Source organism: Bradyrhizobium sp. CCGUVB4N, assembly GCF_024199945.1.
In the GTDB taxonomy this organism is placed as follows: Bacteria; Pseudomonadota; Alphaproteobacteria; order Rhizobiales; family Xanthobacteraceae; genus Bradyrhizobium.
Map to the genome: position 1 here is coordinate 955,384 of NZ_JANADP010000001.1, position 17,922 is coordinate 973,305.

General features: G+C 64.8%; 20 protein-coding genes. 15 read left to right on the top strand and 5 right to left on the bottom strand.

Translation table 11 applies throughout. The features are described from left to right. Positions 1-3: 3 nt before the first annotated feature. The 5 genes from phnL to NLM31_RS04510 all read left to right on the top strand — a co-directional run bounded on the left by phnL (position 4) and on the right by NLM31_RS04510 (position 3,691). Positions 4-702 (top strand): phosphonate C-P lyase system protein PhnL, encoded by a 699-nt coding sequence (phnL, locus tag NLM31_RS04490; protein ID WP_254191600.1) that lies wholly within the window; start codon positions 4-6, stop codon positions 700-702. 12 nt (positions 703-714) lie between these two features. After that, on the top strand, positions 715-1,872 hold the full coding sequence (locus NLM31_RS04495; RefSeq protein ID WP_254191601.1) for an alpha-D-ribose 1-methylphosphonate 5-triphosphate diphosphatase: 1,158 nt from the start codon (positions 715-717) through the stop codon (positions 1,870-1,872). After that, complete coding sequence (gene phnN / locus NLM31_RS04500; protein WP_254191602.1) at positions 1,869-2,465, top strand: phosphonate metabolism protein/1,5-bisphosphokinase (PRPP-forming) PhnN; 597 nt, start codon at positions 1,869-1,871, stop codon at positions 2,463-2,465. Before NLM31_RS04495 ends, phnN begins: the two co-directional genes overlap by 4 nt. 25 nt (positions 2,466-2,490) lie before the next feature. Then, positions 2,491-3,102 carry a pyridoxamine 5'-phosphate oxidase family protein gene (locus NLM31_RS04505; protein ID WP_254128105.1) on the top strand — a complete coding sequence of 204 codons (612 nt, stop codon included), beginning with the start codon at positions 2,491-2,493 and terminating at the stop codon, positions 3,100-3,102. 367 nt (positions 3,103-3,469) lie between these two features. After that, positions 3,470-3,691, top strand: coding sequence for a hypothetical protein (locus NLM31_RS04510; RefSeq protein ID WP_254191603.1), 222 nt, complete (start codon positions 3,470-3,472; stop codon positions 3,689-3,691). A 22-nt stretch (positions 3,692-3,713) separates the two neighbouring features. On the opposite strand, the gene NLM31_RS04515 is transcribed toward NLM31_RS04510, so the two are convergent. The 3 genes from NLM31_RS04515 to NLM31_RS04525 form a co-directional block, all read right to left on the bottom strand. After that, positions 3,714-4,496 (bottom strand): alpha/beta fold hydrolase, encoded by a 783-nt coding sequence (locus tag NLM31_RS04515; protein ID WP_254191604.1) that lies wholly within the window; start codon positions 4,494-4,496, stop codon positions 3,714-3,716. 4 nt (positions 4,497-4,500) lie between these two features. Beyond that, complete coding sequence (locus tag NLM31_RS04520; protein ID WP_254191605.1) at positions 4,501-5,796, bottom strand: O-acetylhomoserine aminocarboxypropyltransferase; 1,296 nt, start codon at positions 5,794-5,796, stop codon at positions 4,501-4,503. Positions 5,797-5,893: 97 nt separating this feature from the next. Further along, positions 5,894-6,688 carry an IclR family transcriptional regulator gene (locus tag NLM31_RS04525; RefSeq protein ID WP_254191606.1) on the bottom strand — a complete coding sequence of 265 codons (795 nt, stop codon included), beginning with the start codon at positions 6,686-6,688 and terminating at the stop codon, positions 5,894-5,896. 129 nt (positions 6,689-6,817) lie between these two features. Between NLM31_RS04525 and NLM31_RS04530 the strand changes: the two genes are divergently transcribed. The 7 genes from NLM31_RS04530 (at position 6,818) to NLM31_RS04560 (ending at position 13,394) form a co-directional block, all read left to right on the top strand. After that, the gene (locus NLM31_RS04530) at positions 6,818-7,783 is read left to right on the top strand and encodes a tripartite tricarboxylate transporter substrate binding protein (protein WP_254128110.1); all 966 of its coding nucleotides are present in this window, start codon (positions 6,818-6,820) and stop codon (positions 7,781-7,783) included. A gap of 3 nt (positions 7,784-7,786) precedes the next feature. Continuing rightward, entirely contained in the window at positions 7,787-8,404 is a 618-nt protein-coding gene (locus NLM31_RS04535) for a flavin reductase family protein (protein ID WP_254191607.1), read from the top strand. 49 nt (positions 8,405-8,453) lie between these two features. Then, positions 8,454-9,314, top strand: coding sequence for a fumarylacetoacetate hydrolase family protein (locus tag NLM31_RS04540; RefSeq protein WP_254191608.1), 861 nt, complete (start codon positions 8,454-8,456; stop codon positions 9,312-9,314). A 3-nt stretch (positions 9,315-9,317) separates the two neighbouring features. Then, positions 9,318-10,121 carry a 2-oxo-hept-4-ene-1,7-dioate hydratase gene (gene hpaH / locus NLM31_RS04545; protein WP_254128113.1) on the top strand — a complete coding sequence of 268 codons (804 nt, stop codon included), beginning with the start codon at positions 9,318-9,320 and terminating at the stop codon, positions 10,119-10,121. A 24-nt stretch (positions 10,122-10,145) separates the two neighbouring features. Then, positions 10,146-10,538 (top strand): RidA family protein, encoded by a 393-nt coding sequence (locus NLM31_RS04550; RefSeq protein ID WP_254191609.1) that lies wholly within the window; start codon positions 10,146-10,148, stop codon positions 10,536-10,538. A gap of 13 nt (positions 10,539-10,551) precedes the next feature. After that, complete coding sequence (locus NLM31_RS04555) at positions 10,552-11,427, top strand: amidohydrolase (protein WP_254191610.1); 876 nt, start codon at positions 10,552-10,554, stop codon at positions 11,425-11,427. A 257-nt stretch (positions 11,428-11,684) separates the two neighbouring features. Continuing rightward, positions 11,685-13,394: a methyl-accepting chemotaxis protein gene (locus tag NLM31_RS04560; RefSeq protein WP_254128116.1), complete on the top strand. Its 1,710-nt coding sequence runs from the start codon at positions 11,685-11,687 to the stop codon at positions 13,392-13,394. 138 nt (positions 13,395-13,532) lie between these two features. Here NLM31_RS04560 and NLM31_RS04565 read toward each other — a convergent pair whose 3' ends face one another. Further along, on the bottom strand, positions 13,533-14,540 hold the full coding sequence (locus tag NLM31_RS04565; RefSeq protein WP_254196134.1) for a luciferase-like monooxygenase: 1,008 nt from the start codon (positions 14,538-14,540) through the stop codon (positions 13,533-13,535). Positions 14,541-14,798: 258 nt separating this feature from the next. Between NLM31_RS04565 and NLM31_RS04570 the strand changes: the two genes are divergently transcribed. The 3 genes from NLM31_RS04570 (at position 14,799) to NLM31_RS04580 (ending at position 16,533) form a co-directional block, all read left to right on the top strand. Beyond that, a complete protein-coding gene (locus NLM31_RS04570) occupies positions 14,799-15,302 on the top strand; it encodes a Twin-arginine translocation pathway signal (protein ID WP_254191611.1) in 504 nt (167 codons plus the stop codon). An 11-nt stretch (positions 15,303-15,313) separates the two neighbouring features. Then, positions 15,314-15,943 carry a ferric reductase-like transmembrane domain-containing protein gene (locus NLM31_RS04575; protein WP_254191612.1) on the top strand — a complete coding sequence of 210 codons (630 nt, stop codon included), beginning with the start codon at positions 15,314-15,316 and terminating at the stop codon, positions 15,941-15,943. A gap of 113 nt (positions 15,944-16,056) precedes the next feature. Then, the gene (locus NLM31_RS04580) at positions 16,057-16,533 is read left to right on the top strand and encodes a Crp/Fnr family transcriptional regulator (RefSeq protein ID WP_254191613.1); all 477 of its coding nucleotides are present in this window, start codon (positions 16,057-16,059) and stop codon (positions 16,531-16,533) included. A gap of 364 nt (positions 16,534-16,897) precedes the next feature. Here the strand turns inward: NLM31_RS04580 and NLM31_RS04585 are convergent, their stop codons facing one another. After that, positions 16,898-17,857 (bottom strand): dienelactone hydrolase family protein, encoded by a 960-nt coding sequence (locus NLM31_RS04585; protein ID WP_254191614.1) that lies wholly within the window; start codon positions 17,855-17,857, stop codon positions 16,898-16,900. Positions 17,858-17,922: the final 65 nt, after the last annotated feature.

The window sequence follows — 17,922 nt, forward strand, 5'->3', positions numbered from 1 at the left end:
CCGATGACCGCCATGATCGATGTCGCCGACGCCAACAAGACCTTCACGATGCACCTGCAGGGCGGCATCGAATTGCCCGTGGTGCGCGGCGTGACCTTCCATGTCGAGCCCGGCGAATGCGTCGTGCTGTCGGGGCCATCAGGCGCCGGCAAATCCTCGATCCTGAAGATGATCTTCGGCAATTACCGCTGTGACTCCGGCCGCATCGGCATCCGCCATCGCGGTGAGGTGATCGACCTCGCCACCGCCGAGCCGCGGCAGGTGCTCAACGTCCGCCGCGCCACCATCGGCTATGTCAGTCAGTTCCTGCGTGCCGTGCCGCGCGTTGCCACCATCGACGTCGTCGCCGAGCCCTTGATCGCTGGCGGCCTGGCCCGCGCCGATGCGCAGGCGCGCGCCGGCGAGCTGCTGCATCGCCTCAATATTCCCGAACGGCTCTGGCAGCTTCCGCCGGCGACCTTCTCCGGCGGTGAGCAGCAGCGCGTCAACATCGCGCGCGGCTTCATCTCGGACCTGCCGATCCTGCTGCTGGACGAACCGACCGCCTCGCTCGACGCCGCCAATCGCGCCGTCGTGGTCGCGCTGGTCGCCGAGAAGAAGCGCCAGGGCGTCGCCATGGTCGCCATTGTCCACGACGACGAAATCCGCCATTTGATTGCCGACCGCATTGTCGACGTCACCAGCTTTGCCGCCGCGGCCTGAAGGAAGAGGGACATGAACGCCAAGCCGAAGGACATTGTGATCGCCAACGCCAGGATCGTGCTGGCCGACCGGGTGATCGAACAGGGCTGGCTCGCTCTTGCCAATGGACGCATTGCCGAGATCGGCGAGGGCAGGGCGCCCGCGGGCGCTGAGGATGCAGGGGGCGATCTCATCATGCCCGGCCTGATCGAGCTCCACACCGATCATCTCGAAGCGCATTACGTGCCGCGCCCGAAAGTGTTCTGGAATCCGGTCGCTGCCGTGATCTCCTATGACGGCCAGCTTGCGACCTCGGGCATCACCACCGTGTTCGACTCGCTCCGGGTCTGGCGCGAAGACGGCGCCGAGGAGGTCGATGGCCGCGCCGGCGTGCTTGCCGCCGCGATCACGGCCGCGCGCGACGGCAATCTCCTGCGCGCCGACCACTTCCTGCATCTGCGCTGCGAAATCCCGATGCCGAGCGTGGTCGAGGAGGCCAAGGAGCTGATCGACCGTCCCGACGTCAAGCTGATGTCGCTGATGGATCATACGCCCGGCCAGCGCCAGTTCCGCGACGAGGGAAAGCTGCGCGACTACTATCGCGGCAAGAACGGCGGCAAGACCGACGCCGAGCTCGACGAGCTGTTCGCGAAGCGCTTCGAGTATCAGCAGAAGTACGCTGCAACCAATATGCGTCAGATTGTGTCGCTGGCGCATGAGTACAAAATTCCGCTGGCAAGCCATGACGACACCACTGAGGAGAACGTTGCGGATGCCGTGCGTGACGGCGTCGCGGTGGCCGAATTCCCGACCACGTTGGAGGCCGCGCGCGGCCTGCACCAGGCCGGCATCGACATCCTGATGGGAGCACCGAACGTGGTGCGCGGCGGCTCTCACTCCGGCAACATCGCCGCGGTGGATCTCGCCCGCGAAGGTCTGCTCGACATCCTGTCGTCCGACTACATCCCGTCCAGCCTGCTGATGGGCGCGCTGCAACTGCCCGAGCATGCGCCCTCGATCAGCCTGCCGGCGGCCGTTCGCACCGTGACCAAGGCGCCGGCCGATGCGGTCGGCCTCACCGACCGCGGCGAGATCGCGATCGGCAAGCGCGCCGATCTGATCCGCGTCCACGTTGCCGGCAGCGTGCCCGTGGTGCGCAGCGTCTGGCGCGAAGGAGGCCGTGTCGCATGAGCGAAACCGTCGCGACGGCGAACGACGCGGCGGGCGCGATCGGGCCCGGGCGGCTCGTGCTCGTGGTCGGCCCGAGCGGTGCCGGCAAGGACACGCTGCTGCGGCTCGCGCAGGCGGCCTGTGCCGGCGATCACGATGTCGTCTTCCCGCGCCGGGTCGTGACGCGTGCATCCTCGGCCGACGAGGACAATATTGCGTTGAGCCCGGACGAATTCGCCCGCGCGCGCGATCACGGCGATTTCGCCGTGAATTGGGACGCGCATGGGCATTCCTACGCCCTGCCGCTGGAGATCAACGACGACATCCGCGCGGGGCGCGCCGTCGTCGCCAATGTCTCGCGCACGGTGATCGCTGCGCTACGCCAAGCCTATTCCAATGTCGTCGTGGTTGCCATCACCGCGCCGCCGGACGTGCTGGCGCAGCGCCTTGCCGCGCGCGCGCGTAACACCGACGGCAACATCGCGGATCGGCTCACGCGGAACGTCGATGAAGCATCGGCACATGCCGACGTCACGATCCTCAATGCCGGGAGCGCGGAGTATCACAGCCGGCACCTTTTGCGCGTCATCAGGAACGAATGCTGGCGCGAGTAACGGCCGGCGCAACCAGGAGAACGGAATGTCGGTGATCGAAACGGTCGAACAGCTCGAAGCTATCTACGGCACCGTTGGTGACGCCTCGACCGTGAAAGTCGCCGACCACGTCACCCCGCTCTACCGCATCTTCATCGAGAAAGCGCCGTTCGCAGCCCTCGCCACCATCGGGCCCGAGGGCATCGACTGCTCGCCCCGCGGCGATCTCCCCGGCTTCGTCCGCATCCACGATCAGCATACTCTGATGTTGCCCGATCGCCGCGGCAACAACCGCGTCGATTCCCTGCGCAACATCGTGCGCGACCCGCGGGTGTCGCTGATGTTCCTGATTCCCGGCTCGGGCAATGCGGTGCGCGCCAATGGTCGCGCCCATCTGTCGATCGATCCCGAGCTGCTCTCTTCGTTCAAGGTCGAAGGCAAGGCACCGCGCAGCGTCATGGTGATGAAGGTGGACGAGATCTACTTCCAATGCGCCCGCGCCATCGTTCGCTCCGATCTCTGGAATCCCGACAAGCGCATCGACCCGAAGACGCTGCCGACACCGGGCCAGATCCTCGCCGAGATGAGCCAGAATAAGGTCGGCGGTGATGAGTATGATCGCATCTGGCCGGAGCGCGCCGCCGCGACGATGTGGTGACGCTCTTACCCTCTCCCGCAAGGGGAGAAGGGAAGAGGCACTGCAGTTTTCGCGCGCGAGACGAAACTGCCTGCCTGCGGTTGCGACAGGAGAAGCGCCTCGGCGCACCCGCTACAAATATGGATAGCCATTTCATTGACCAATCGGGCCAATCGATTGATATTTGGAGCATCGAAACTGCTCCTTGAGCCAAAGCCGCGACATGAGAACCGATTACCAGCGCAATCTGAACGACATGCAAGCCTGCATGACTCGGCGCTGTTTCTCTGCGGCAACCGGCGCTTGTTGTTGTTGCTGATCGCGCTCTAGCAACACCTCACATCGCAAATTTCAAGACAGGAACGCCGATCTCGGCGAGCGAGCAGTCATGTCCCAGCTCCAGTCCAACGCCTACATCATCGAAATCCACGATCGCGCCGCCGGTATCATCACAAGAGATGAGCGCGGCTTCCGTTTCTTCTCCTCCGGGCGCCTGTTCGACAGCCTCGAAGGTCGTCAGTTCCGTTCTGCACGCGAGGCCGAGCGCGCCGCCCGCGCCGTGTTCTCCGAGCGCAGCCGGCGCGCGAATTCCGCACTCTTCGCCAACTGATCCAGAGAAAACTGAGTGCGACTCAGCCCTTCAACGCTGCCAGCAACTCATCCGGGCGCTCGGCCATGATCATGTGGCCCGCGCCCGGCACGACGACGGTCTTGGCATGCGGGATCGCGGCCGCAAGCGCCTTGCCGGCTTTGGCTGGTGTCATCATGTCCCGTTCGCCGAGGATGAGGGTGGTGGGCACCTTCACGCTCGCGGCCGCGGTCAGCGCATTTGCGTAGGCATTGCAGGCCGACAAATCCTTGAACAGCACACCCGGCTCGCACGACTTCAGCACGGCCTGTGCGCCGCCATGCATCCACAGGCCCGGGGCGAGGCTGCCGCCGAGTTCGGCGTTGAAGCCGAGGCCCCAGATCGAGACCATGTCGTTGGCATCCTGCGAGTTGGCTTCGGCAGCCTTCAGCAGATCGGGGCCGACCGTCATGGTCGCCGCCGTGCCGATCAGGCTCAGCGCGGAGACCTTGTCGGGATGCCGTGCTGCGGTCTCCAGCGAGATCAGCGATCCCATGGAATGGCCGATCAGATGCGCTTTGGCACTACCGGCCGCGCCGAGCAGCGCCGCCGTCCAGTCGGCCATGTCGGCGACGCTTGTGAGCGAGGGGCCGGCCGAGCGGCCGTGACCGGGCAGGTCGGGCGCCAGCACGCCAAAGCCGTGATGGGCAAACCAGCGCGTATGCAGCGCCCAGGTCGAATGATCGAAACCGGCGCCGTGGATGAAGACGACCGTCGGCAGGGACTTGTCGAATTCGCGGCCGCCGGTTGCGACAAATACTTCGGCGCCGTTGACGGAAAGCTTCATCGTGTCAAACCTTCTGCGAGAGGCGCAGCGCCTGCGCGAGATCGTCGATGATGTCGGAGGCGGTCTCAATGCCGACCGACAGCCGCACCAGCTCCTCGCCGATGCCGGCGGCTTTGAGCTGCTCGGCATCCATCTGCTGATGCGTGGTCGAAGCCGGGTGGATCACCAGCGTCTTGGCATCGCCGACATTGGCGAGATGGCTGATCATGCGCAGCGATTCGATGAACTTGCGCCCGGCGGGACGGCCGCCCTTGATGCCGAAGGAGACGATCGAGCCCGCACCGCGCGGCAGCAGCTGCTTGGCGAGCTGATAGTCCGTGTGGTCTTCAAGTGAGGGATGCAGCACCCAGTCGACCGCCTTGTTGGACTTGAGCGCCTCCAGCACGAGGTGCGTATTCTGGATGTGGCGGTCCATGCGCACGCCCAGCGTCTCGACGCCCTGGAGGAGCTGGAATGCGTTGGTCGGCGACAGGCAGGCGCCGAAATCGCGCAGACCCTCGGTGCGCGCGCGCATGATGAAGGCGGCGGTGCCGAATTGCTCGTCGAAGACGATGCCGTGATAGCCGCCATAGGGCTCGGTCAGCACGCCGAATTTGCCCGACGCACGCCAGTCGAAGCGGCCACCGTCGACGATGGCGCCGCCGATCGCGATGCCGTGGCCGCCGATCCACTTGGTCGTCGAATGCATCACGATGTCGGCGCCAAGCTCGATCGGTCGGCTGAGATAGGGCGTCGCAAAAGTGTTGTCGATCAGCAGCGGAATTTTGGCGTCATGCGCGATTCCCGCGACCTTCGGGATGTCGAGCACCTCTAGCCCGGGATTGCCGATGGTCTCGCCGATCACGAGCTTTGTGTTCGGCTTGATCGCCTTCCGGAACGCATCATGATCGCGCGGCTTGACGAAGGTCGTGGTGATGCCGAAGCGCGGCAAGGTGTGTGCCAGCAGATTGATGGTGCCGCCATAGAGCGAGCTCGACGCCACGATGTGGTCGCCGGCATTCAGCAGCGTGGCGATGGCGAGATGCAGCGCGGCCATGCCGCTCGCGGTACAGATCGCACCGACGCCGCCCTCGAGCGCGGCGAGCCGCTCTTCCAGTACGCCGGTGGTGGGGTTGGAGATGCGCGTATAGATGTGGCCGGCGCGCTCCAGGTTGAACAACGCCGCCGCGTGATCGGAATCCTGGAACACGTAGGACGTGGTCTGGTAGATCGGCACCGCGCGGGCGCCGGTCGCGGGATCCGGATGCTGGCCCGCATGCAGGCTCAGGGTTTCGAAGGCAGGCGGTTTTGGCGCGGGCATGCGTGGCCTCGTTGGTCGATCGGCGATGGCGGTCCTTGTGCCACAAAAACGTGCGCCACGTCAGCCCATTGACAGCGCCGCGCGAGCGCGTGCAGCGCTAGGCAATTGTGCCAATCGCCTGCTCGATTGTGCGGGTCTCGCGCAACAGGATCTCCGCGACCTCCTGCTCGCGGCGCGGACCGAGCCTCGTCCGAACGGCGGAGACGGTCATTGCCGCCGCAGGCCGGCCGTCCGGCGTCTTGATCCAGGTCGAGATCGATTTCGTGCCTTGCACGAGGCCGATCTCCCGCATGCCATATCCACGTCGCCGCGCCGCCGTGACCTGGCCGAGCACGGTTGCGGCGTCGGTGCGATAGGTCTCGAACCGCTTCTCGTTTGCCGTGACGATTTTTCGCGCGTCCGGCGCCGGCAGCGCGGCGAGGATGGCGACGCCCGCGCTGGAGACGCCGAGCGGGCGGCGCGCGCCGACCTCGATCGACAGCACCTGAATCGGATAGGCGCCGATCCTGCGATCGACGCAGAGCGTGTCGTTGCCGGTTCGTACCGTCAGGAACAGCGTGTCGCCGATCTCGGCAGAGGCGCGGCGCAGCGACGGACCTGCGGCGACCAGCAGCGGCGAAGGCCGGGGGCGCGCGAGCGCCAGTTCCGGCACCTGGTTGCCGATCGCGTAGCGGCCGGTCCTGTCGTGGCGCTCGACAATGCCCTCCTCGATCAGCACGTGGACGATGCGATGCACGGTCGGGCGCGTCAGCCCGGTCGCCTGCACGACCTCGGCCAATGGCACACCGTCCTCGCGGCCTGCGGCAAGAATACGCAGCACCGACAACGCGCGCCGGATCGCCTGCGCGCCTTGTCGCGGTTCTGTCGCACTTGAGGTAGTTCTTCCGTCCATAATATGGACAAGAACGCCACAATTCACTCGACAGGTAAAGTGGCATCTGGAGATTGCGCTCCGATCGGGATGCCCTGCGCGACGTCAGGGCGATCGACTTGAAATTGGAAGCGCCGTCGGGAGGTTAACATGAGATTGATCGGGATCGCCATCGCTGCTGTCGCGGCGATGCTGGCAGCGCCCGCATCGGCCCAGCAATGGCCGGCGCGCAGCGTCAAGCTGATTGTGCCCTATCCCGCCGGCGGCAATGTCGACAGCGCCGCGCGCATCGTCGCCGACAAGCTGCAGGAAAAGCTCGGTCAGCCCTTCATCATCGAGAACAAGGCCGGCGCCGGCGGCATGATCGCGGGCGAGGCGTTCGCGAAATCCGCGCCTGACGGCTACACGCTGTTCGTCGGCGCCAACGGCCCCGTGCTGTTCGCGACCGAGATCAACAAGCGCGACGCCTATAATTGGAAGAAGGATTTCCTGCCGATCTCGACGATCTCGATGACGCCGCTGGTGCTCGAGGTCCACCCGTCGGTGCAGGCCACGACTTTCAAGGAGTTCATCGACCTTGCCAAGCGCGAGCCCGGCAAGCTGACAATGGCTTCGCCCGGCCCCGGCACCACCAACCATCTGCTCAGCGAGCTGATGCAGTCGAGCCTCGATCTGCAGTGGGTCACCGCGCATTACCGCGGCAACGCGCCGGCGATCAACGATCTGCTGGGCGGGCAGGTGCAGTTCGCATTCGACCAGCTCACGGTCAGCCTCCAGCACATCAAGGCCGGCCTGTTCCGTGCGCTCGCGGTCACCAGCCCGCATCGGCTGAAGTCGCTGCCTGACGTGCCGACCTTCACTGAGCTTGGCTACAAGGACTTCGACGGCCAGACTTTCACCGGCCTGTTCGCGCCGGCGGGCACGCCTGCTCCGATCGTGGACAAGCTGCACGAGACGCTGGTGGCGATCCTGAAGGATCCCGGCGTGGTCGACAAGTTCGACAAGCTCGGCGGTGAAGCCGTTGCGATGACGCCGGACGAATTCAAGGCCTATCTCGAGCGCGAGGACGCCAAATGGATCCCGATCGTGCGTAAGGCCAATATCAAGGCTGACTGAGCGATGCGGATCGACCCCAGCGAGCTCGGCGCGGAGCGCATCTACCGGCTCATGACCGGCATCGTGGTGCCGCGCCCGATCGCCTGGGTGACGAGCCTGTCGCGCGGTGGCGTGCTCAACCTCGCGCCGTTCAGCGCCTTCACCTTCGTCTCGCAGAAGCCACCGATGCTTGCCATCAGCGTCGGCCGCAAGGGCGCCGACTACAAGGACACCGCGCACAACATCCTCGACACCGCGGAATATGTCATCCACATCGCCGACACGCCGCTGATGTCGGCGGTGCACGACAGCTCCGTCGAGCATCCGCCTGAGATCAGCGAGGTCGAGCATCTCGGGCTGGAAACGTCGCCTTGCGAGCGCATCAAGGTGCGCAGGCTCGCCGCCGCGCCGGTCGCGATGGAATGTGTGTTCCGGCAATGCCTCGAGTTTGGCGAGGCGCGCAGCCGGTTGATCGTCGGCGAAGTCGTGATGTTCCACATCCGCGACGGTCTCGTCAGTGACGGCAAGGTCGAAACCAGAGCGCTCGACCCGATCGCCCGCATCGGCGGTCCGCGTTATGCCCGCCTGGGCGAGATTGTGACGCTGAACACCGTGTTCCAGACTCCCAAATCGAAGGATTGAGCGTGCGGACGCCTTGCGTCTGCCGCCTGAAGACCATTGGAGAACGACGATGCGACTGGTGAGCTATCTGGTGGACGGAGAGCCGCGCTATGGCGCGGCCGTTGATGGCGGTGTCGTCGATCTGACCAGGCGGATCGGCCGCGAGTTCGCCGACCTCAAAGCGCTGATCGCAGCCAATGCACTGGCGAATGCGCAGGAGGCGGTGACTGGCCAGACGCCCGACTACGCGCTCGAGAAGCTCACGCTGTTGCCGCCGGTGCTGGCGCCCGAAAAGCTCTGGTGCATCGGCGTCAACTACGCCGAGCGCAACGCCGAATACAAGGACAATTCGGACCTGCCCAAATATCCGAGCCTGTTCGTGCGCAGCATGTCGTCGATGACGGGCTCCGGCCAGCCGCTCGAGAAGCCCAAGGTGTCGGAGCAGCTCGACTATGAAGGCGAGCTCGTCATCGTGATCGGCCAGGGTGGCCGTCATATCAAGCGGGAAGAGGCCTGGTCGCACATTTTCGGCATGACGCTGTGCAACGAGGGCACCATCCGCGACTGGCTGCGCCACGGCAAGTTCAACGTCACGCAGGGCAAGAACTTTGACCGCTCCGGCAGCATCGGCCCGTGGATCGTCACGGCAGACGAGCTCGACCCGCGCGGGCCGCACGACATCGTCACGCGCGTCAACGGCGAGGTACGCCAGCAGGACACCACCGAGCGGTTGATGTTTCCGTTCGATTTTCTGATCTCCTATCTCTCGACCTTTGCGACGCTCAAGCCCGGCGACATGATCGTGACGGGCACGCCGACAGGGGCGGGCGCGCGCTTCGATCCGCCGCGCTGGCTGAAGGTCGGCGACGTCGTCGAGGTCGAGTCCAGCCGCATCGGCGTACTGCGCAACACCGTCGCGGCGGAGCAATAAATCATGCTCGACACCGCCACGATCGAGCGCCTTGCTGCGCGCCTGGATGAAGCCGAGCGCACCAAGGCGCTGATCCCGATGTTCTCGAAGGATTACCCGGATTTCAGCATCGCGGATGCCTATGCCGTCCAGCGCGCCTGGACCAAGCTCCAGCTTGGCCGCGGCCGGGTCATCAAGGGCCACAAGATCGGCCTGACCTCGAAGGCGATGCAGAACGCGGTCGGTATCTCCGAGCCCGATTACGGCGTGCTGTTCGCCGATATGTTCTATGCCGACGCGACGCCGATTCCGTTCGACCGCTTTCATGCGCCGCGGATCGAGGTCGAGCTCGCCTTCGTGCTGAAGGCGCCGTTGCGCGGGCCGGATTGCACCATCTTCGACGTGCTCAACGCCACCGACTACGTCACGCCCGCGCTGGAGATCTTGGAGACGCGGATGCATCGGGTCGATCCCGAGACCGGCAAGGCGCGGAAGGTCGTCGACACGATCTCGGACAACGCCGCCAATGCCGCACTGGTGCTCGGTGGCCGGCCGTTCCGCCCGCTGGATGCCGATTTGCGCTGGATCGGCGCGCTGCTGTTTCGCAATGGCGAGGTCGAGGAGACCGGGCTTGCCGCCGGCGTGCTCAACCATCCCGCCAACGGCATCGCCTGGCTCGCCAACCGGCTGGCGCCGCATGACGAGCATCTCGCCGCCGGCGAGGTCGTGCTGGCGGGCTCGTTCACGCGTCCGGTCGATATCCGCCGCGGCGACACGTTTCATGCCGACTATGGCGCCTTCGGCTCGGTGTCGTGTCAGTTCGTCTGAACCAACAATAAGAGGAAACGCATCATGACAGGCCCAATGCGGCGCAAGAGCATCCATATCGGCAGCTTCAAGCACGCCAATCCGATTCCGAACGCCTGCCGTATCGGCAATCTCGTGATGTCCGGCGTCATCCTCGGCCGCGACGCGGCCGGCGTGATGCCCGAGAGCCTCGACGCGCAATGCGCCAACATGTTCGCGCATATGAAGGCGACGGTGGAAGCTGCCGGCGGCACCACGGACGACATCATCAAGATGACGGTGTGGCTGAAGGACCGCTCGCAGCGCGCACCCGTCAATGTCGAATGGCTGAAAATGTTTCCGGATGAGCATTCGCGCCCGGCGCGTCACGCGCTGCCGATGGACAATATGGACGGAGGCGCGCTGGTGCAGTGCGACTTCTCCGCTGTGATCGACTGAGGGAGTCTTGCGCATGCCGACCTATCTGCCGTTCGATCCGAACCCGCGCCGCCCCGTCAAGGCGCCGCCGCCGAAGACCGTCGACAGCCAGTTTCACGTGCTCGGTCCCATCGACAAATATCCGGAGCGCCCGGGCGCCGCTTATCGGATGCCGACCGCGACCTGGGAAGCGGCGCTGCGCGTGCACAAGACGCTCGGCATCGAGCGCGGCATCATCGTGCAGACCACGACATACGGCGCGGACCATTCGGTCGTGCTCGACGGCCTTGCAGCCATGGGCCCGAACTATCGCGGCTGTGCCAACGCGCTGGTGTTCGCGGAGGCGAACGATGCCTATCTCTCGAAGCTGCATGATGCGGGCGTCCGCGGCGCGCGCTTCAGTTTCCGGCAGGAGCTCGGCGCGGTGCTGTCGGATGCCGATTTCGCCCGCGCGATTGCGCGCATCCGCGAGCTCGGCTGGTACGTCAAAATCCAGCCGGAGAAGGACGGCATCGTCTCCAGCGTGGCCAAATACGAAAATCTCGACGTGCCCGTGCTGATCGACCACATGGCGCGGCCGGTGCCCTCGAATGGCAAGGACGATCCGAACCTGCGCAAGATGCTGGAGCTGCTCGCGAAGGGCAATTTCTGGGTCATGCTCTCGCTCGGCGAGAAGACCTCGCAAGCCGGTCCTCCCTACGATGACGTGATCCCGATCGCGCGCACCTATATCGAAGCCGCCATCGACCGCTGCGTCTGGGCCAGCGATTGGCCGCATCCGGTCTCGGTGAAGCAACCGCCGAACGATGCCGATCTGCTCGAACTGATGTATCGCTACGCGCCGGACCAGGCCGAGCTGGAGAAGATCCTCGTGCACAATCCGGCGAAGCTGTTCGGGTTTCCGGATTAGTACCTCCGTCATTGCGAGGAGCGAAGCGACGAAGCAATCCAGACTGTCTCCACGGAGGCACTCTGGATTGCTTCGCTGCGCTCGCAATGACGGCTGTGGCCGCGTTAACGCTTCGGTAACACCCAAGACGCTCCGTGGCGCCTTCGTGGCGTAACTGAGTTCTTAACGAATTGCCTCTAATTTGCGCATTCCCACCTCGTGATGGCCTGCCGCCTGATTCTCGATGGCGCCGTGCCCAGCAACATCGAAGAGGCAGAATGCCGGCTCTCAAGGACCTGTTTTCGCTGCGCTCGATCGGCGCCAAGCTCGCCCTCATGACCGTGGTCGGTGCGATCTGCATGGCGCTTGTCGCCTCCACCGTGCTGTGGATCGCGCGCAACCAGCTCGTCACCGAGCGCATCGAAAAGGCGCATGCCGCCGTCGACATCGTCTGGAATTTGGCCGACGGCTATTACAAGGCCTACAAGGCCGGCCAGATGACCGAGGAGGAGGCCAAGAAGCGCTTCCTCGAAGCCAACAATTACGTCTGGTACGAAGACCACAGCAACTACGCCTACATCTACGACTACGAGACCGGGTTGTGCGTCTCCAACCCCGGCATCCCGCAATTCGTCGGCAAGGACATGCGTCCGAACAAGGACGCCAACGGCATGCTGTTCGCGGTCGCGCTGATGGACATCGCGAAGAAGGGCCAGGGCTCCTTGCGCTATTCGTTCCGCCGCAGCGGCAGCGATCCCACCCCGCTCGACAAGGTCGCTTTCACGCGCGGTTTCGCGCCGTGGAACCTGATGATCGGCTCGGCCGAATACATGTCGGAGGTCGACAATTCGTTCTGGTCGATGGTGCAGACGGCCTCGATGGTCATCGCCGTCCTGATGCTGATCTCGATCATGATCGCCTGGGCCGTTGGCCGCAGCGTGGTGAAGCCGTTGACCAGCCTGAAGGAACGCATGGCCTCGCTCAGTCAGGGCCAGCTCGACGCGCCGGTCGCGCATGCCGATCGCCGCGACGAGATCGGCGAGATGGCCCGCACCGTGCAGGTGTTCCGTGACGCCATGATCGAGACCAACCGCATGCGCGAAGAGCAGGTGGTGGCCGAGAAGCGCCAGGTCGAGACCCGCAAGGTCGACATGAACAAGCTCGCCGATCAGTTCGAGCGCGAGGTCGGCGAGATCATCGAGCTGGTCTCGGTCGCCGCCGGCCAGCTCGAGACGTCGTCGACGACGCTGTCCAAGACCGCCGACACCGTTTCGCAAGTCTCGAACCGCGCCTCCACGGCGTCGGGCGAGGCGTCGGCCAACGTGCATTCGGTCGCTGCCGCGAGCGAGGAGCTTGCCTCCTCCATCGGCGAAATCTCCCGCCAGGTCGAGACCTCGGCCAGGATTGCGGGCGAAGCCGTCAGCCAGGCGCAGAAGACCGATAGCCGCATCAGCGAGCTGTCGCAGGCTGCGAGCCGGATCGGCGACGTCGTCGATCTGATCCAGACCATCGCCGGCCAGACCAATCTGCTGGCGCTGAACGCGACCATCGAGGCCGCGCGTGCGGGCGAAGCCGGCCGCGGTTTTGCCGTGGTCGCCTCCGAGGTGAAATCGCTCGCCGAGCAGACCGCGAAGGCAACCGACGAGATCAGCCAGCAGATCAACGACATCCAATCGGCGACGCGGGATTCGGTCGCGGCGATCAAGGAGATTGGCGCGACCATCGGCAAGATCTCGGAGATTTCAGCCGCGATCACGACCTCGGTCGAACAGCAGGGGGCGGCGACGCAGGAGATTTCCCGCAACGTGCAGCGCGCCGCCGCGGGCACCTCGCAGGTCGAGACCAGCATCGCCGACGTCCAGCGCGGCGCCTCCGAGACCGGCGGTGCCTCCGCCCAGGTGCAGTCGGCTGCGCAATCGCTCGCCAATGAAAGCACCCGCCTCAAGCGCGGCGTCGCCAGCTTCATGAATTCGATCAGGGCGGCGTAAGCGGCGCTCTCTTGCGGCCATCCTTCGAGACGCCCGCTTGCGCGGGCTCCTCAGGATGAGGTCCTGTATTGCTGTTAGACCCTCATGGTGAGGAGCCCGCCAACGGCGGGCGTCTCGAGCCATGCAGGCCGAGCTGCGTCACACCGCCCTGCGCCCCGCCAGCCGATCCCGCACCTCGGCCGCGATCTCGAACGAGCGCAGCCGCGCGGTGTGATCGTAGATCTGGCCCGTGGTCATCAGCTCGTCGGCCGCGGTGTCGGCGATCAGCGCCTTCAGCTTCTCTTCGACCATCGCCGGCGTGCCGACCGCGGAGATCGCCAGCGACTGCGCGACGCCGGCCTTCTCGGCCGGCGACCACAGCGCGTCCATGTCGTCGACCGGCGGCGGCAGCTGGCCGGGCGTGCCGCGGCGCAGATTGATGAACTGCTGCTGCAGCGAGGTGAACATGCGTTGCGCCTCGCCGTCGCTGTCGGCGGCGAACACATTGACGCCGACCATTGCATAGGGTTTTTCCAACTGCGCCGAAGGCTCGAACCGCGCGCGGTACTCGCGCAGTGCCGGCATCATCATCTGTGGCGCGAAGTGCGAGGCGAAGGCGAAGGGCAGCCCGAGCATGGCCGCAAGCTGTGCGCCGAACATGCTGGAGCCGAGGATCCACAGCGGCACCTTCGTCCCCATGCCGGGCACGGCGCGGATCGCCTGGTTCGGCTGCACGTCGCCGAGCAGCGCCTGCAATTCCAGCACGTCATGCGGAAAATTCTCGGCCGCCGTCGCAAGATCGCGCCGCATCGCCCGCGCCGTGAACTGGTCGGTGCCAGGCGCGCGCCCGAGGCCGAGATCGATCCGTCCCGGATAGAGCGACTCCAGCGTGCCGAACTGCTCGGCGATCACCAGCGGCGAATGGTTCGGCAGCATCACGCCGCCCGATCCGACGCGGATCGTCCTGGTTCCGCCCGCGACATGCCCGATCACCACGGATGTTGCCGCACTCGCGATCCCCGTCATGTTGTGGTGCTCGGCCAGCCAGAACCGCTTGAAGCCCCATTTCTCCGCATGCTGGGCGAGATCGAGCGAATTGCGAAAGGCTTGCGTGGCGTCGGAACCCTGCTTGATGGGAGCGAGGTCGAGCACGGAGAAGGGAATCATGGGGAAGGTACCGGGGGTGGAAGGCTGCGATGACATGTAATGTCACCGCGTAGGATGGGTAGAGCGCAGCGAAACCATCATGTACCGTCGGGCAAGGTCTCGATGGGTTTCGCTTCGCTCTACCCATCCTACGAAGCTGGCCCGCACCCCGTTCACAACCCTGTTATTGCGACCCATGGCGCCCTTCGTCGCAACTGGGCGTTTCGCGCCTGTTGTTGTACCCTCCATGCAACGCCACCGTCGCCAGGAGGACCTGACATGACCATCGTCGTACTCAGCCGCCGCAACCTCCTCGCGGCCGGCGGTTCCGTCCTCGCAACCGGCGTTTTGACAGCCGGAGTTTCCGGCCTCCTGTTGCCTGCCCGTGCGGACGGCCTCGCACCCACCGAATCGATGACGGGCGGGGCGAACAATTACCGCAAGGGCGCGGCGATCGTGGATCGGATCGGCAAAGGCGGCTTCTGGATGAGCGGCACCGTGCGCCGTGCCGGCGACGGTGCGCCGCTGGCCGGTCAGCGCATCCAGATCTGGGCGCACACGGTCGAAGGCCAGGAGCACGAGCCGCAGAGTCACGGCGCCACGCTCACCGACAAGGATGGCGCGTTCCGGCTCGAGATGCCGCAGATCATTCCGATCTTCGGCCAGCCGCACGGCCACCTCGCCTATGACAGCGGTGAGTTCAAGACCGTCTTTCTGCGGCCGATCATGCGGAGCGCCAAGGACACCAGCCTCGAGGCGCATTTCGTGCTTCAGCCGGCCTGATCGCGTTGCAGATGAAGGGGTGGAGATCGGCCCGGGTGCCACTGATCTGGGCCGCCCTTGCCGTGGCCATCGGCGTGCCGATCGCGCTCGCAGCGACAAGCGAACAGCTCGCATGGCGCGGCCCGGTCTACATCCTCGCTGGATTCGCAGGCATCGTTGCCCTCGCTCTGGTGCTGGTTCAGCCGCTGCTGATCGGCGGATATCTGCCGGGCCTGTCGGCCTATCGCGGACGGCGTGCGCATCACTGGATCGGCGGCGCACTTGCTCTGGCGGTGGTGATCCATGTCGCCGGCCTCTGGATCACCAGCCCGCCCGACATGATCGACGCGCTCACCTTCTCGTCGCCGACGCCGTTCTCCCCCTTCGGCGTGGTCGCGATGTGGGCCATCTTCGCCGTCGCGTTGTTGGCATCATTGCGTCGGCGGTTGGGATTGCGGCTGCGCACCTGGCGCATCCTCCATCTGCCACTCGCGATCGTCATCGTGATCGCAGGCATCGTCCATTGCCTGCTGATCGAGGGGACGATGGAGACCATCTCGAAGGCGGCGTTGTGTGCACTTGTGCTCGCGGCAACCGTGAAAGTCATGGCTGATCTCTGGCGGAAGCGGACGCTGCGTGGCGAGAGCGCCGTGCGGCAGTGAAGGATCGCGCCGATTCCGGGCTGCGCCGCTGCCACGGATCGTCCGATCGGACGATGCGCAACCCGTCCGCTGCTCTGCTTGCCGCGAATTCCGGTGAGGCATATCTTCGCGCGATGACCGTCAGTGCTCCCGATCTGAAAGCATTCCTGCTCGCGACGCCGTTCTTCGGCGGTCTGTCGGACGCGAGCCTCGACCTCCTGATCTCGATGCTGGTCGAATGCCGCTTTGATGCCGGCGCAACCGTCGTGGCGGAAGGCGAGCCGGGACGCTCGATGTTCATCGTCAAATCCGGCCGCCTGGCGGTGACCAAGCGGACGAACTCAGGGCACGTCGTCCCGATTTCCGCTCTGGAGCCCGGCGACTTCTTCGGTGAAATGACGCTGATCGAAATGCAAAACCGCTCCGCCACGGTGGTCGCGGAGTCGCCGACGGTGCTCTACGAGCTGACGGCTCCAAAACTCTACGCCTGCTACAAGGCCGACATCCACGCCTACGTGATCGTCCTGCAGAACATCAATCGCGAGCTGTGCCGCCGGCTACGCCGCTCGGATGATCGGTTCGCGGGGCATCAAATGGGCGAAGACAATTGATCCCTGCGTAGGATCGGCACGCCGGTCCGGCTACAGCAGCGCCAATGAGTGCAGCGAGTTTCGATGAAAACCGAAGGCAATCAAGCCGGAGAGAAGCAGCGCAGTCCCAGTCACGATCAGGCAACACGCAATCACTATTGGAGCCTCTGGTTCGTCGTCGATGACCAAGACGATAATAGATAAAATTTTACCGACAATGGAAAGGAAGAATTAACCTTACCTGCGCGGCCCGGCAGGCAGTGCGTAGGATGGGTAGAGCGGCTCGTCCGCCGTAGCTCGAAGAGCGAAGGCGGAAGCGAAATCCATCATCTCTCATCACGGAGCGAGCCATCGATGGGCTTCCCTTCACCCTCTCCAAGGGCATTTATTGGTTCAGTTCGGTCGCAAGGAAGTCGTGCATGTCCTGGACTGAGCGCGACGCAGCGTTGGCATCGTATTTGAGCCAGTGGCCGAACAGCCGCATTCCCTCGTTGAGGTCGGGGGCATCGAAGGCGTGATAGGCTCCGGGATAGATCACCAGCTTGACGCGCGCTCCCTGGCCCGCGCGCCGTTCCATCCAGAGTTCACAATCCCTGGTCGGGCTCCAGTCGTCGAGGTCGCCGATCAGGATTGCTGCTGGAATCGTCAACCGGTCGGCGGCCAGGGCGCATAGGGGGTAGTAGGCCACGGCGGCCCTGAACTTCAGCCCATCCGGAACGGCAAAATAATCGACCGAGCGGGGCGAGGCCAATTGCAGCGCGACGATGCCGCCCTGCGATGATCCAACGACAACAATCCGCTTCGGATCGACGTAAGGAAGCTTCGCAAGATAGCTCAGTGCGCCCAGCGCGTCCCTTTGTCGGGCAAGCAACACGCCTTGCCGGACAACCGTCTGCGCATCACAAGCGTGTTCGATGCCGCGGGTCGTAAAGCTGTCAACGCTGAGCGAGACGTAGCTCCAGCCTGTGAAGAGCTCGGCCATCCGCGTGCGGGTCTTTTCCAGCAGTCCGGCGCAGCCGTGGAGATAGACGACCGCAGGGAAGGGGCCGGGTCCCTCAGGTCTGGAGAGGTAGCCTTCGATCGCATCGGAAGTGTTGGCCGGCGTTTCGCCGCGCTCGCGCGCCCGCTGCTGCTGGATTTGCCCCATGATGACGGGCGCATTGTCGAACTTCACCAGATCGCCGGCCGAAGCGACGGTTTGAATCTCGAACGTCGCGAGAATCGTCAGGATGAGACGTGTGATAATCCCACTACGCACGTTTTGGCTCCCGTGGCACGCCGGCGCGCTGAGCCCGCGTAGGATGGGTAGAGCGTAGCGAAACCTATCGCGGTCTTGAAGGGGCATCGATGCCTGTCGCGGCGCTCAACGAATCGTGCAGATGGCGACAGATATCCCGTCGGGCAAAACAC

What these genes read in the sequence shown, in the direction of transcription:
- NLM31_RS04495 (WP_254191601.1), top strand. Translation starts at nt 715, where the DNA reads ATGAACGCCAAGCCGAAGGACATTGTGATCGCCAACGCCAGGATCGTG.
- NLM31_RS04575 (WP_254191612.1), top strand. Translation starts at nt 15,314, where the DNA reads ATGAAGGGGTGGAGATCGGCCCGGGTGCCACTGATCTGGGCCGCCCTT.
- NLM31_RS04525 (WP_254191606.1), bottom strand. Translation starts at nt 6,688, where the DNA reads ATGGACGGAAGAACTACCTCAAGTGCGACAGAACCGCGACAAGGCGCG.
- NLM31_RS04580 (WP_254191613.1), top strand. Translation starts at nt 16,057, where the DNA reads ATGACCGTCAGTGCTCCCGATCTGAAAGCATTCCTGCTCGCGACGCCG.
- phnN (WP_254191602.1), top strand. Translation starts at nt 1,869, where the DNA reads ATGAGCGAAACCGTCGCGACGGCGAACGACGCGGCGGGCGCGATCGGG.
- NLM31_RS04505 (WP_254128105.1), top strand. Translation starts at nt 2,491, where the DNA reads ATGTCGGTGATCGAAACGGTCGAACAGCTCGAAGCTATCTACGGCACC.
- NLM31_RS04515 (WP_254191604.1), bottom strand. Translation starts at nt 4,496, where the DNA reads ATGAAGCTTTCCGTCAACGGCGCCGAAGTATTTGTCGCAACCGGCGGC.
- NLM31_RS04535 (WP_254191607.1), top strand. Translation starts at nt 7,787, where the DNA reads ATGCGGATCGACCCCAGCGAGCTCGGCGCGGAGCGCATCTACCGGCTC.
- NLM31_RS04570 (WP_254191611.1), top strand. Translation starts at nt 14,799, where the DNA reads ATGACCATCGTCGTACTCAGCCGCCGCAACCTCCTCGCGGCCGGCGGT.
- NLM31_RS04510 (WP_254191603.1), top strand. Translation starts at nt 3,470, where the DNA reads ATGTCCCAGCTCCAGTCCAACGCCTACATCATCGAAATCCACGATCGC.
- NLM31_RS04520 (WP_254191605.1), bottom strand. Translation starts at nt 5,796, where the DNA reads ATGCCCGCGCCAAAACCGCCTGCCTTCGAAACCCTGAGCCTGCATGCG.
- NLM31_RS04560 (WP_254128116.1), top strand. Translation starts at nt 11,685, where the DNA reads ATGCCGGCTCTCAAGGACCTGTTTTCGCTGCGCTCGATCGGCGCCAAG.
- NLM31_RS04540 (WP_254191608.1), top strand. Translation starts at nt 8,454, where the DNA reads ATGCGACTGGTGAGCTATCTGGTGGACGGAGAGCCGCGCTATGGCGCG.
- hpaH (WP_254128113.1), top strand. Translation starts at nt 9,318, where the DNA reads ATGCTCGACACCGCCACGATCGAGCGCCTTGCTGCGCGCCTGGATGAA.
- NLM31_RS04555 (WP_254191610.1), top strand. Translation starts at nt 10,552, where the DNA reads ATGCCGACCTATCTGCCGTTCGATCCGAACCCGCGCCGCCCCGTCAAG.
- phnL (WP_254191600.1), top strand. Translation starts at nt 4, where the DNA reads ATGACCGCCATGATCGATGTCGCCGACGCCAACAAGACCTTCACGATG.
- NLM31_RS04565 (WP_254196134.1), bottom strand. Translation starts at nt 14,540, where the DNA reads ATGATTCCCTTCTCCGTGCTCGACCTCGCTCCCATCAAGCAGGGTTCC.
- NLM31_RS04530 (WP_254128110.1), top strand. Translation starts at nt 6,818, where the DNA reads ATGAGATTGATCGGGATCGCCATCGCTGCTGTCGCGGCGATGCTGGCA.
- NLM31_RS04585 (WP_254191614.1), bottom strand. Translation starts at nt 17,857, where the DNA reads ATGCCCCTTCAAGACCGCGATAGGTTTCGCTACGCTCTACCCATCCTA.
- NLM31_RS04550 (WP_254191609.1), top strand. Translation starts at nt 10,146, where the DNA reads ATGACAGGCCCAATGCGGCGCAAGAGCATCCATATCGGCAGCTTCAAG.